At 30.9% G+C, this 13,515-nt stretch carries 14 protein-coding genes; 13 read left to right on the top strand and 1 reads right to left on the bottom strand.

What is annotated here, in order from left to right:
- Positions 1–5: 5 nt before the first annotated feature.
- Genes C4B25_RS01660 through pyrE form a run of 3 tightly spaced genes read left to right on the top strand, consistent with a single transcriptional unit; the run spans position 6 to position 2,260 of the window.
- The gene (locus C4B25_RS01660; RefSeq protein ID WP_168380671.1) at positions 6–965 is read left to right on the top strand and encodes a dihydroorotate dehydrogenase; all 960 of its coding nucleotides are present in this window, start codon (positions 6–8) and stop codon (positions 963–965) included.
- Between the two features lies 1 nt (position 966).
- Positions 967–1,668: an orotidine-5'-phosphate decarboxylase gene (pyrF, locus tag C4B25_RS01655; protein WP_168380670.1), complete on the top strand. Its 702-nt coding sequence runs from the start codon at positions 967–969 to the stop codon at positions 1,666–1,668.
- Positions 1,661–2,260, top strand: a complete 600-nt coding sequence (pyrE, locus tag C4B25_RS01650; protein ID WP_131613327.1) for an orotate phosphoribosyltransferase — start codon at positions 1,661–1,663, stop codon at positions 2,258–2,260. Before pyrF ends, pyrE begins: the two co-directional genes overlap by 8 nt.
- 186 nt (positions 2,261–2,446) lie before the next feature.
- On the opposite strand, the gene C4B25_RS01645 is transcribed toward pyrE, so the two are convergent.
- Positions 2,447–2,896 (bottom strand): hypothetical protein, encoded by a 450-nt coding sequence (locus C4B25_RS01645; RefSeq protein WP_131613326.1) that lies wholly within the window; start codon positions 2,894–2,896, stop codon positions 2,447–2,449.
- A 157-nt stretch (positions 2,897–3,053) separates the two neighbouring features.
- Between C4B25_RS01645 and dnaX the strand changes: the two genes are divergently transcribed.
- From dnaX to C4B25_RS01595, 10 genes are all read left to right on the top strand, one after another.
- Positions 3,054–5,408, top strand: a complete 2,355-nt coding sequence (gene dnaX, locus C4B25_RS01640) for a DNA polymerase III subunit gamma/tau (RefSeq protein ID WP_131613325.1) — start codon at positions 3,054–3,056, stop codon at positions 5,406–5,408.
- 14 nt (positions 5,409–5,422) lie between these two features.
- Positions 5,423–5,716: a YbaB/EbfC family nucleoid-associated protein gene (locus tag C4B25_RS01635; RefSeq protein ID WP_131613324.1), complete on the top strand. Its 294-nt coding sequence runs from the start codon at positions 5,423–5,425 to the stop codon at positions 5,714–5,716.
- On the top strand, positions 5,716–6,345 hold the full coding sequence (gene tmk / locus C4B25_RS01630; RefSeq protein ID WP_335904852.1) for a dTMP kinase: 630 nt from the start codon (positions 5,716–5,718) through the stop codon (positions 6,343–6,345). Before C4B25_RS01635 ends, tmk begins: the two co-directional genes overlap by 1 nt.
- A 131-nt stretch (positions 6,346–6,476) precedes the next feature.
- The gene (locus C4B25_RS01625) at positions 6,477–7,433 is read left to right on the top strand and encodes a DNA polymerase III subunit (protein WP_168380669.1); all 957 of its coding nucleotides are present in this window, start codon (positions 6,477–6,479) and stop codon (positions 7,431–7,433) included.
- A 2-nt stretch (positions 7,434–7,435) separates the two neighbouring features.
- On the top strand, positions 7,436–8,113 hold the full coding sequence (gene rsmI, locus C4B25_RS01620; RefSeq protein ID WP_131613322.1) for a 16S rRNA (cytidine(1402)-2'-O)-methyltransferase: 678 nt from the start codon (positions 7,436–7,438) through the stop codon (positions 8,111–8,113).
- Positions 8,106–8,300: a DUF951 domain-containing protein gene (locus tag C4B25_RS01615; protein WP_131613321.1), complete on the top strand. Its 195-nt coding sequence runs from the start codon at positions 8,106–8,108 to the stop codon at positions 8,298–8,300. The genes rsmI and C4B25_RS01615 overlap by 8 nt, the downstream gene beginning before the upstream one ends.
- 12 nt (positions 8,301–8,312) lie before the next feature.
- The gene (locus C4B25_RS01610) at positions 8,313–8,768 is read left to right on the top strand and encodes a GNAT family N-acetyltransferase (RefSeq protein ID WP_131613320.1); all 456 of its coding nucleotides are present in this window, start codon (positions 8,313–8,315) and stop codon (positions 8,766–8,768) included.
- Positions 8,769–9,442: 674 nt separating this feature from the next.
- Positions 9,443–11,044 (top strand): hypothetical protein, encoded by a 1,602-nt coding sequence (locus C4B25_RS01605; protein ID WP_131613319.1) that lies wholly within the window; start codon positions 9,443–9,445, stop codon positions 11,042–11,044.
- Between the two features lie 94 nt (positions 11,045–11,138).
- On the top strand, positions 11,139–11,402 hold the full coding sequence (locus tag C4B25_RS01600; RefSeq protein WP_131613318.1) for a GNAT family N-acetyltransferase: 264 nt from the start codon (positions 11,139–11,141) through the stop codon (positions 11,400–11,402).
- A 337-nt stretch (positions 11,403–11,739) separates the two neighbouring features.
- Positions 11,740–13,515, top strand: a 1,776-nt coding sequence (locus C4B25_RS01595) for a hypothetical protein (RefSeq protein WP_210725163.1), incomplete at its 3' end; no start/stop codon positions are given.

The raw sequence follows: 13,515 nt of genomic DNA, 5'->3' as shown, positions 1-13,515 counted from the left end.
TGAATATGAAAATTAAAATGCCAGGATTAGAATTTGACAAACCAGTATACAATGGGTCAGGTTCATTTGAATACGGAGAATACCAATGAACTGCTTTCGCGAAAGCAATGGATTTCCAAGGATTACCAGCTGTTACGTTGAAAACGTCAACAATTAAATCAAAAATAACACCAGAGAAAAGATCAAACCTTATGTACTCAAAAGGTTCACAAATTATGAACTCAATCGGGCTACAAAACCCTCCAATTGAAGGTGTAGTTAAAAGAATTGCAGAATATAATGAAATTATCGAACAACCATTAATCGCATCAGCATCAGGTGATACAATTGATGAATTTGCAGAAAACGTAAGAATTCTTTCAGAACAAGATGTTGTTGCTGTTGAAATTAACTTATCATGTCCAAATGTTGACAAAGGTGGAATTACATTTGGTACAGATGTAGAAGTTGTAGAAGAAGTAGTTAGAAGATGTAAAGCAGTTTCTAAAAAACCTATTTATGTAAAATTAACACCAAACGTTACAAACATCGCTGAAATTGCCATTGCGGCTGAAAAAGGTGGAGCGGATGCTATTATTGCAATCAACACATTACTAGGATTCATGGTTGATCCTAAGACTGGTAAACCAGTTGTGGCACGTGGATACGGTGGTTACTCAGGTCCTGGTATTTTCCCAGTTGCTGCAAGAGCAGTACACCAAATTTTCAAAGTTGTAAATATTCCTATTGTTGGAGTTGGTGGAATTATGAAAGGTCAAGATGTAATCGACATGTTATCTGCTGGAGCTTCAGTATGTCAAGTTGTAACGGGGGCTCATAATGATGTTGAATTCTTTACAAAAATAAATAAAGAAGTAGAAGAAATCTTAAAAGAACTTGGAGTAAAAGACATTAATGAAATCATTGGTAGATCACACCAATTTAAACCAACACAAGTATTACCTCAAGGAGAAAACTCACATTAATATGCAATATAATTCAAGGATTATAATTGCTTGTGATTTCAACTCAAAAGAAGAGTTATATTCATTAATTAAAAAACTAGAAGGTAAAAAGCTTTTCCTAAAACTAGGGATGCAATTACTTTATAAAGAAGGTTTCAATTTCATAAAAGAACTTAAAGAACAAGGTCACAATATATTCATCGATTTAAAAGTTCATGATATCCCCAATACTGCAATGAATGCTGTAAAGTCAATTGTGACTTATAAACCGGATTTCATTACAATCCACGCATTGAATGGTTTCGAAGCAATGAAAGCTATGCAAAGTTCAGTTGAAGGAACGAATTCAAAATTATTAGCTGTAACAATACTGACTTCAATGGGTCAAAAAGATATTGAAGCAATTAATATCAATGTTCCAGTTAAAGAAGAAGTTGATACATTACTTGGATTAGCAAGTGAAGCAGGAATTTGAGGAGCAGTTTCAAGTGCTCAAGAATCGCCAATGGTTAAGAAACATGGTATGTTTTCAATAACACCAGGAATTAGATTGAAATCGGATGCAACTCAAGATCAAAAAAGGATTTTAACACCTTATGAAGCTATAAAAAATGGTTCAGACTTCATCGTGGTGGGTAGAACAATTACACAATCTAAAAATCCATTCGAAACATATGAAATAATTGAAAAACAAATCAAGAAAGCGGAGGAAGAAAATGAATAAAATAGCAAAACATTTATTAGATATTAAAGCTGTTCAATTGAACACAAAGGAAAGATTTACATGAGCAAGTGGTATTAAATCACCAATTTATACAGATAACAGACTTATCATGTCTTATCCTGAAGCAAGAAAAGAAATTGAAGCAGAATTCGCTAAGTTAATCAAAAAAACTTTCCCTGAAGTAACTTTACTAATGGGTACAGCAACAGCGGGTATCCCTCATGCTGCATTCTTATCAGAAATAATGGAAATGCCAATGGGTTATGTAAGGGGAAGTGCAAAAGCTCATGGAAAACAAAATCAAATTGAAGGTTTAGTTAGAACTGGCGATAAAATCGTAGTTATTGAAGACTTATTCTCTACTGGTGGTTCTTCACTTTCTGCTATTAAATCATTAGAAGATCAAGGATATGAAGTTCTTGGAGTAGTATCAATATTCTCTTATGAATTAAGTAAACTAAAAACAAATTTCAAGAATGTAAAACATGCGTCACTAGTAACTCTAGAAGAATTATTAATTGAAGCTAAAAACTCTTCTTATTTAGAAGAGAGTGAAATTAAAGAAGTTCAAGAATTCATTTCAGAACTTTAAAACAAAAACACCGTTATTGAATGGTGTTTTTTTATTCGGTTATTTATAGGGAACATAATAATTTATATACCTCCATATGTTGTGGTGTATCTTCCAAAAAGAAAGATAAAAAGCCAATTAAATCTATAAGCAATGGAAGAAAGGGTAAATAAAAAAACAAGGTGACTTGTTTTTTTATTTATTTAATTACTTCTTGATTGGTGCATGTGGAAGGTTTTTAGGATTTATTAATCATTCAACACTTGAAAGATCTTTAACTGCAACGTGTGCAAGGAATCCCATTGAAAGTGCCATTACCATTAGTCCGAAACCAATGAATAACATAATTCAACCAAATGATTTACCTTTAATTAGAGTTAATACTAATCCTATGATAAATAGTAATGCAGCGAATGCTCCTGCTGCGATAGCTCCTAGACCACCGTAATAAGCAATGTTTCATCTACCTCAGTAGTTATTGTGTGGTAATCCCTTTAAAAATTCTGGGTCAAACGCTTTGGCAAGTATTTCGCTTTGTCCAGTAGTACCGTTAGCTACTTTATGTGTTAAAGTAACTGCTCCTAATATAATTCCTGCAAGTGCAGCAATTATTAAAATAATCATTGTAATTATTCTTCTTGGTGAAAATTTTCCCATTTCTCTCTCCTTTATTTGTGTGCCTATATTATATATGAATTAGGCATAAAATAACTTTTTAGCCCAAAATATAAGGAAAAAATAACTTATCTAAAAGATGCTTAAGTTTTTTTATTTTTCCCATGAGATTTTTTGTTCTCCATGATATGATTTTTATATGAGTTATAAAGCACTATACAGAACACATAGACCAGTTAATTTTGATGAAATTAAGGGTCAAGACCATATTACAACAACGTTAAAAAACATCATTAAATCTGAAAAAGTATCACATGCATATTTATTTTCAGGACCAAGAGGTACAGGTAAGACATCAGCGGCTAAAGTATTCGCTAATGTTTTAAATTGTAAGAATCTTTCAGAAGATTTAAAACCATGCTTAAAATGCGGATTATGTTTAGAAGCTAAAAAGGGTTCTTCAATGGATATTATTGAAATTGATGCCGCTTCAAACAATGGTGTTGCAGAGATTAGAGAGCTTAGAGATAATGTAAGATATGCACCTTCAAATGCAAAATATAAAATATATATTATTGATGAGGTTCACATGCTTTCAAAAGGAGCTTTCAATGCATTGTTAAAAACACTTGAAGAACCACCTAAGCATGCTATTTTTATCTTAGCTACAACAGAACCACATAAAATTCCTGTAACCATTCTTTCTAGAACACAAAGATTTAATTTCAGGCGTGTTGAGGATTCTGTATTGGTTGAACACTTAAAAGAAGTTTTAGATAAAGAAGGTTTAAAATATGACAACTCCGCTATTAAATTAATTGCAAAACTTGCTAATGGTGGATTACGTGATGCACTTTCAATCGCTGATCAAGCATCATCATATACAAATGGTGGAATTTCATTTGAAGCAATTTCACAAGTATTCGGAATTGTTTCTCTTGAATCACAAGTTAACATCATTAACTTCGCCGCAAGTAAAAACGTTGATGGTTTATTATCATTAATTAATAAATTTGTGGATAGTGGAGTTGACCTTGTTAGATTATCAACTTCTTTAATTGATATTATTAAAGACTTCATAATCTTCAATAAAACAGGACAAACAAAATTACTTGAAGTACTTACAGAAGAACAAACACAAGAATTAACAATTACTGTCGATTCTGCTTACAACATGTTAGATATCCTTGTTGAACTAATTACACAATTATCTCGTTCAGAATACCCAAGACAAGTATTTGAATTAGCGATGCTGAAATTAACTAAAACAGCAGAGAATGTAATCGTTAAACCAACTTCTTCTCCTGTATTAGAAAATAAGGAGCCAGCATTCACTACTGTTCACGAAACTAGTCAACCAGTTATGGAAGAAAAGGTAGAAGAGATAGTTATGCCAGAACCTACGCCTGAATTACAAGCGCCTATAATTAATGGTGACACTGCTGAGATTAGCGTTGAAGAAGAACCACAAAAAGAGTTATTCTCAGAACTTCAAATGAAATCAGAATCAATTGTTGAAGAAGAACCAATCATTGAACCCGAACCAATTGTTGAGGAAGAATCAATTGTTGAAGAAGAACCAACATTAGAAGCAGTCTTAAAGAAAGAAATCACAAACGACCCAACACAACCTAAATATGTTCCATTTATTAATGAAAGACCGGTTGTAAACAAACCTAAACCAACTCCAACTCCAAAAGTAGAGATGGCTTCAGCTCCAAGTGAGAATATACAATTCGAGAAAACTGATGAAATTCCAAATGAAATCCCAAGTGTTCCTGAAGAATCATCTGATTCACTTATGGATTTATTTAGCACACAAGAGTTAAAAGAAAAAGTACCGACTGAAGATTCTATAATTGATATGGAAGAAATCGAATCTTCAACACAAGTTATCTCTGCATCGCTAGAACAAAATAGTCATGCTGAAGAAATTGAAGAGGATATTACTACAACTCAAGAAATTCAAATTAACCCAAGTAGAGATATTACAAAAACAATAGATACTCCAATGGCAAATGAAGCGAGTGAACCAGCTGATTTATTATCATTATTTACATCAGATGCTACAACACAAATTCAAGAGCCAATACCTCCAACAAATACAGTTTCAGATATTATTAACTTATTAGTTCAATCTGATAAAGCAGTTCAAGCACACATTAAGAAATCATGAACTTCAATTATTTCTTATGCGGCTAACTCAAGATATAGTGAATATGCATCACTTCTTGATTCTGCAAGATTAATATCATCAGGTAAAGATTTCATTCTTGTATCTTCAAAGGATGCAAGTATATGTACTAGAATTAATGAAGTTAAATTCAAGAGAAGATTTGTTGAATTAGTTAAACATGTATTTGGTGAAACAAAAAATGTATTCGCTATTACGAGAGATCAATTTATAGATGTTAAAGAAAGATATACAGTGTTAGCGAAATCAAATTCACTTCCACAACCACAAAAAATTATGGTTCCTTCATTAGGGGAACAAGAAAAAACAAAAGCACACAAGTTAGGGGAAGATCTTTTCGGAGAACTATTCTCAGCTTAAAATAAGGAGAAATTATGAACATAAACGCAATGATGCAACAAGCAAAAAAAATGCAAGCAGAAATGGAAGCAAAACAAGCTGAATTAAATGAGAAAGAATTTCTTATTGAAAGACAAGGTATTTCTGTTGTTATTAAAGGTGATAGAACTATCAAGTCAGTAAAAATCAATGAAGCACTTGTTGATGAAGACGATGTAGAAACACTAGAAGACATGGTGATTATAGCTATGAATGCAGCTAACGCTAAAATTGATGAAGAGCAAGCTGCTATTGCCCCTCAACAAGCAGGTATGGGGATGCCATTCTAATGGATAAACCTTTATTCATTACATTCGAAGGTCCTGATGGATCAGGTAAAACAACAGCTTTAAGAAGTTTGGTTGCATACCTACAAAAAAATAGAAATGATTTAGATTTTATTTTCACAAGAGAACCTGGTGGTTCAAAAAATGCTTCTGCTGAAAAAGTTAGAAACATTATCCTTGATAAAGAAAATATTATCGGAGATAAATCTGAAGCATTATTATATGCTGCTGCAAGAAGATTGCACTTAGAGCAAACAATTTGACCAGCATTAAAAGAAAACAAAATGGTTCTTTGTGATAGATATATAGATTCTTCTTTAGCTTACCAAGGTGAAGGAAGAGGTCTAGGAATTGAATTCGTTACTGAACTAAATAATCTAGCAACAGATAACACTTGACCAGACGTAACTATATTCTTTGATATCACACCTGAAGCAGCGATGGAGAGAGCATCAAACAGAGCTCCTAAGGATAGATTAGAACTTGCAGGTGATGAGTTTCACCAAAAAGTATACAAGGGTTATAAAAAGGTTATAGCTAATAATCCTGAAAGATTCAGAGTAATTGACGCTACTCAATCAATTGAAAAAGTATTCGAAGATGTTTTATCTATAATTGCAAAACTAATATAAAAATCGCAAGAGCGATTTTTTTATATGCAATATTAATATGTTTAAGTTGTGAAATATTTACTAAAACCCTATAAAAATATTTATAAAGAAAATCTAAACTATTCTTTTTTCCATATAATTTAAATATGTTTATGAAAAACCAAGTAAGAAAAACAAATCCAATCACATATTCTACTATTAGAAATGCGAAAAGATTTAATAAATTGGCACACGCATACTTAATTTCCGCAGAACAAAGAGTTGATACTTCACCCGTAGCGAATCTTTTATTAAGAGCAATTGTTTGTGTACAAAGAGGTGTTGTGGCATGTGGAGAATGTTCACCGTGTAAAAGAATAGTTGATAACAAATATGCAGATATCGAAATTGTTGATGGAACAAAAGGAATGATCAAAAAAGAATTTATCATAAAGGCGACAGAGCACTTAACTCAAACAGCTATTGAATCAGCTGGTAAAAAGATCCTTTATATAAAGAATATTGAGAATGCTAATAAGCAATCTTTAAACTCATTATTGAAGTTTATTGAAGAACCTCAACCAAATACATTCATTATAATGACAACTAATAAATTAAATGATGTTTTAACAACAATTAAATCAAGAGCGCAAGTTCTAAAACTAAGACCAAAAAACATAGATATTCTAGCAGAGCAAATAATTGAAAAAGGTGTAATTGCAAAATACGCAAAAGTATTAGCAAATATATACATTAATGCTGAGGATGCATATGAAGCATTTGAAGGAGAGTTTATAACTAACTTCAAAGAAATTACTTTATTCATGGAAGAGTTGCTTTTAAATAAAAATGAAGCACCTATTATGTTTGAAAAAATAATCAAAAAACGTTCAAACTATAAATTGATGTTTGATATTATGAATGTATTTTTAAATGATATTTGAAGGGCTAAATTAGGTCAAGAAATATACTGTATCTCAAGAGATAAAATAATTAATAAATATGCGGAATCAAATTTCAATTATGCTGAAGTAATTGAGTCATTACAAGAGTTCAAAAGAACTGTAGGATTTAATGGTAATTTCGATTTAGCAAAAGAAAAATTAATACTTAGAATAATGGAGGCGTAATTATGGAAGAATCAAAAATTTATATTGTAGGTACACCAATAGGTAACCTTGAAGATATTACAATCAGAGCGATTAACACTTTAAAAATGGTTGATATCATTGCTTGTGAAGATACAAGACAAACAAGGAAATTGCTTTCTCATTATGAAATCTTAGGTAAGAAATTAATTGCTTACCATGATAAAAATGAAAAAAACTCAGCAAAAGGAATTATTGAATTAGTTCAACAAGGTAATAACATTGCCGTTGTTTCAGATGCTGGTATGCCAGTTATTGCTGATCCTGGTTTCGAAGTAATTAGACAAGCAAGAGTAGCAGAAATTAAAATTGAAGTTATTCCCGGTCCATCAGCACAAACAACTGTTGCTGCAATCTCAGGTCTTTCTCCTAAATATTCATTCATTGGTTTCTTAAACCCTAAAACAGGTAAAAGAAAAAATGAATTAAAAGCTTTACAAGAAGGTACATACGTAACATATGTATCACCTTATAAATTAGAATCAACACTTTTAGATATTGAAGAAGTGCACGGGTCTGAAACAAGGGTTTTCTTAGCAAAAGAACTAACTAAAATGCATGAAAAAACTTATGCAGGAACTGTACAACAAGTTTACAACCAAGTAAAGAATAATGTTAAAGGTGAATACACTATGGCATTTGAGGTAAAGAAAAATGATTAGTCCACAAGATTACCAACTAGGGACAATAATAACCTTAAAGAAACCCCACCCTTCAAAGACTATTGAATGAGAGGTTGTAAGATTAGGGTTGGATATTAAATTAAAGTCAACAACAGTTGAAAACACTTACATAATTATGGAACGTCCATCTTTCCATAAGAGAGTTAAATTAATTATTAAAAAGTAAAGAGGTGTAATAATGGCACAACATTTTAAAATGAGACGTCTTAAAAGAAAAGACTGAAGAGATATGTTCGAATATGGATCTGATGCAGAAACAACACAATTCTTAAGGTGAGGTCCTTATAAAACTGAGCAGGAAGCTAAAGATTCAAATAAATTTTTAAGAAGGGGTTCGGATCAGGTGTTTGCTGTAGTTTCTTATGGCAAAATGATCGGAACTGTAACATTTATGAATATTACTGAAACAACTGTTGAAGTGGGTTATGTACTTAATAAAGAGTATTGAGGAATGGGTATTGGAACCATGGCTTTAACTAGGGCGCTTAACTTTGCATATAGATGACATAAGGGTAAAAGTATAATTGCCATTGTAGATAAAGAAAATGAAGCCTCACAAGGATTGCTTAAAAAATGTGGATTCGAATTAGAAAAACAGACTAAAAAAGAATTACATTACATCATTAAAAATTAGTGGCTATTGGTCTAAAATAAACGAGAAACATATTTGATACATATGCAACTCCAATAAAGCTAATGTTGATACGAATTTTTAAAAGATAAGAAAAAAAGAAAAACAATTAATCACTAAAAACAACTCTAATATAATGGGTTGTTTTTTTATGTTTAAATAAAACTTCATTTAAGAATGTAAAATAGGATACTAAATATTTATAGGAATATATAGTTTGCACAAGTGTAGACTCTTTTGGGGTTATTGCCACTTTGTTTATTTTTATAGTTTTTAAAGGTTATTTTATTAATAATTAGACTTTCATTGGAAAATGGCAAAATCCCCCTTAAAATATATATTTAACACATGCTAAATGTAATCTTTTAGTAAGTTTGTTTAATTAAGTGCAATTTTTCTATTTCTTTCAATATATCTTCGAAATATATGAAGTAATAATATAAATACATTTATATGAAAAAGCAAAAAAGCAAATAATTATTGGGGTAAGATTCATTTTTTTAAGATACACGATTTTTTTGTAATGAAAATAAAATATGTTAGAATTAATCCGTTAATAAACATGTTGTTAAAAGCAATAGGTCAATATTACATTAAAAAGAGCACGCATTTTACTTAATGGAATATTGATTAGTTTATGTATAAGCTCTTTTTGAAAGTTAAAAAAAGGAGTTAAAATGAGAAAAAATAAAAAAATTATGTTATCAATGGGAGCGGTTGCTTCCGTAGCAATTCCTGTAAGTGTGATGTTGATTAATACAAACACAAATATTAATAAAGGAATTGATTCAAATTCTAAAACTGTATTTTCGAATAAAGTTATTTCAGAGCAAGCATTTAATGTTTATACAAGTGGTTTAATAGCTCCAAAAGTTGAACCAGAAATTACAAGTATAAAAGGTTCAGAGAAAGCTAATATTAACTCTGGATTTATTGAAAAAATAAATGGAGTTATATATGTAGGGACAGAGAAGAATGGTCTTAAAAAACTTGTGAATGGACAACTTATTAATCTTGACGGAACTACAGATCAAGCACATGAAACGGTGGATGTTGGTGATGGTTTTATGAAGGAAATTGACGGTGTTGTATACGTGGGTACACATACAAATGGACTAATGAAATTAGAAAATGGACAACTTGTAAGTGTAGACAAAACAAATGTCATATATGGATTTATTGAGAAAATTGACAACGTTATATATGTTGGAACATTCGATAAAGGATTAATGAAATTAGAAAATGGAAAACTTGTAAAGTTAGCAAATTGACCTTTGGTAAGGCGTTTAATTAAAATGGAACCACTGCAAGTTTCACATGGATTTATTAAGAAAATTGATGGTGTTATATATGTAGGTACATACAAAAATGGATTAATAAAATTAGAAAATGGAAAATTTGTAAGTGTAGACAAAACAAATGTTTTCAACGGGTTCATTAAGAAAATTGACAATGTCGTATATATGGGTACAAATCGTAATGGACTAATGAAATTAGAAAATGGAAAATTTGTAAGTGTAAGTAAAGCTAATATTAAAGTTGGATTCATTACTAAAGTTGGTGATGTCGTATATGCAGGTACATTCAAAAATGGACTAATGAAATTAGAAAATGGACAACTTGTTAACGCATTCCCAAACATCCATGCATTATTAATGAAAGAAGTTGATGGAGAAGTATATGTAAGTGTATTCCAACGAGGAGTGGGGAGTAAAATTACAAAACTAGATTTCACTAATGTTGCAAAAGCTAATCAAGAATTTGTTCAAAATACATTTAAAAATGTAAAAATCAAAAATCAAGGTTCAAAATCTATAAGTGATATTGCAAATGAAATTAAAGATCTTGCATCATTAGAGAAATACACAGGTATCAAGTTGCCTGAAATGAATTACTCAACTATCGGTGCAATTTCAGCAACAGCAAATTCCACTACTGGATGTATTGATTTAAGTATAGAAGTCAAAACACCACATGTGAAAAATAGCACAATTATTAATGGAAAAATCACAAACACCAATGAAGAAAAAGAATCTAAAAAAACTAAAGCTGCAAAGAAAATGAATAACCCTAAAGAAAATAAAAATGTGGCGGTTGATCAAGATGCAAATAAAAAACCTAAACCTACAAAGAGAGTGAATAACCCTAAGGAAAATAAAAATGTAGCGGTTGATCAAGATACAAATAAAAAACAAAATATAAGTCTTTTATTAATTGTAACAATACTATCAGCCATCACTTTAGGTGCAGTTACAACGACCGCTTTAATTAAAAAATAACTTTAATAGGTTATTTTTTTATTTTTTGAATACAAACTAAAACTTCCTCTTTTTTTAAATAAATACACTCTTTACTGTAGTTTCTTATGGCGAAATGATCGGAACTATAACATTTATGAATATTACTGAGACAACTGTTGAAGTGGGTTATGTACTTAATAAAGAATATTGAGGAATGGACATTGGAACCATGGCTTTAACTAGAGTACTTAACTTCACTTATAGGTGACATAAGGGTAAAAGTATAATTGTCATTGTAGATAAAGAAAATGAAGCATCACAAGGATTATTGAAAAAATGTGGATTTGAAATTGATAAACGAGTAAAAGATGATATACACTTAATCTTTAAAATATAACGTCTAATAGCACCAAAAATTTACAAAACACAAAAATATCGCAAAAGTCGGTATTTTTTAAAAAGTTATTTTTCACTCCTTTTTTTATGCATTTTTAAACTTTTTATTTATGCAAGTTTTAAATAACATTGAATAAGTTTTTAAAATAGAGGTGTATTGATATTATTGAAATATATAGGAATGGGACAAAAAACCACTATTCCAAATAAAAAAAATTAAAACGCCAAAGCCAAAGTATCGCCAAATACAAAATACAAAACTTAAAATATACTGTATGTTTTTATAGAAATTGTTTCAAGGTAATACCAAAAGGGCTTTTAGGCGCTTAGGGAGAAAAATGAAAAAAATGAATAAGAAAGTTGTTATAGCTACAACAGCAACAGCGGCATTAACTGCAGCAGTGGCAATGACAGTTATAAATACAAAAGCAGTAGAAGATAATGAAACAAAGTCAATTAAATATCTACAAAGTCAACAAAATGTTGTGAGTTATGAACAAATGATTCAAGAAAAAACACAAGAAAGAATCAAGAATACTGGTGCAACAACACAAGAAGAAGTGCAAAAGATTCAAAGAGATATCGCTAAAGAGAATGCAGGTCATGTTTCTAACAAGGTTGCTAACAGTGTAAATGCTTATGCAACAACTAATGAAGAAATCACAAAAATTAAAATCCAAACAAGAGCGTTCCCATTCCACGTTAAAAACGCGGGTTCAATTTACAAATTCTCTGGTTCTACAGACACATTCTATAGTTCTCTTGCAGCAGCAATGCTTGAAGGTGGAGAGAAATGAATGAAAATTCAAAAACTAATGCCTGTACTTAATCTTGAAGTTGATAAATCAAAAATGACTGATAATGGAAAATATTTAGAATATGAATTCGTCCTTAATAAAGATAAATTCAAATATGAAAACTACGTTGAAATCGCTAAGCTTATTGGGTTTGAACTTAAAGATCCAGCTGGAAATAAAGCTAGTTGAACACAAGAAAAAGAAGATGTACACGTTAGTGCTAAATTAGATAAGCAAGCTAAAGTGAATGATAAAGGTAAGCTACAACTAACTTTCCATGTAGGTGAAGAACGTGGTAGAGATGATTTAGTAATATTCTCAGGTTTCAAAGCAGACTTATTTAAAGATACTTCTTCAACAGATAAAACTCCCGTCAAAGTTCAACACTCATTCTTTAATTCATTCTTAGCATGAGATGGTGCTGATAAATCATTGCTAGGTAAAGATGCAAATGGTATACATGCTGTTAATGCTGATAAGAAAACAATAACTCCACAATATGGTAAATGAGAATTTAAAAAAGCATTAACTTCTCTTACTAAAGCCAAACCTGGAGATAACGAAGTAGACAAACCAGGTCTTGAAATGGCTAAACCTCATGGTAGGAATATACTTATCAATGTTGATGACAAAGAGCAAACAGAATATGTTGGAGCTCAAGTAGAATTAGATAAAGCAAAATTAATTAATCAAAATGGTAAAAGACTTTCTGAAATAGCTGATGCATTCAATAAACTTACTGATTTAACTAAACAAAAAACTGAATTAAAAACACTATTCGGTGTTGACTTCGATAAAATTACTGATCCAACTCAATTTAAAAAATATAAACTAATTGCAGGTCCAACAGGTAGTTTAACAATTGAAGTTGAAACATTCACTGCAAAGGGTGGAACAAGAACAATGAAACTTTCAGCAGTTGTAACTGGTAAAAAGGATGAAGAAATTGTTGCTGCTGATATCAAAGCAATCGAAACAGCCCTTACTGATGCAAAATCAGAAACAACAAAAGCAAAAGAGTTACAAACTAAAGTTGGTGAAATTGCTCAAAATGCAGATGTTACAGATGCAACAGTTAAAGCTGCTGTAGATAAAGCGGTTGCAGATGCCGCTGCCGCTGTTAAATTAATAACTGCTGCAGAAACAGCTGCTCAAGAAGCAAAAGCAAAAGCTGATGCCGTAACAAAAGCTATTGCAGATGCAACAAAAGCTGAAGAAGAATGAAAAAAAGCTAGTGCAGCTGATAAAGATACAAAAGAAAAAGCAATGAAAACTGCTATGGAAGCGGTTGAACAAGCAGTTAAGGAAATGAAAGCA

Origin of the sequence: Mycoplasma todarodis, from assembly GCF_004335995.1 — a bacterium.
In the GTDB taxonomy this organism is placed as follows: domain Bacteria; phylum Bacillota_I; class Bacilli_A; order Mycoplasmatales; family Metamycoplasmataceae; genus Mycoplasma_K; species Mycoplasma_K todarodis.
Note: the sequence above shows the minus strand (reverse complement) of the source record. Positions and strands in the feature narration are given on the sequence as shown.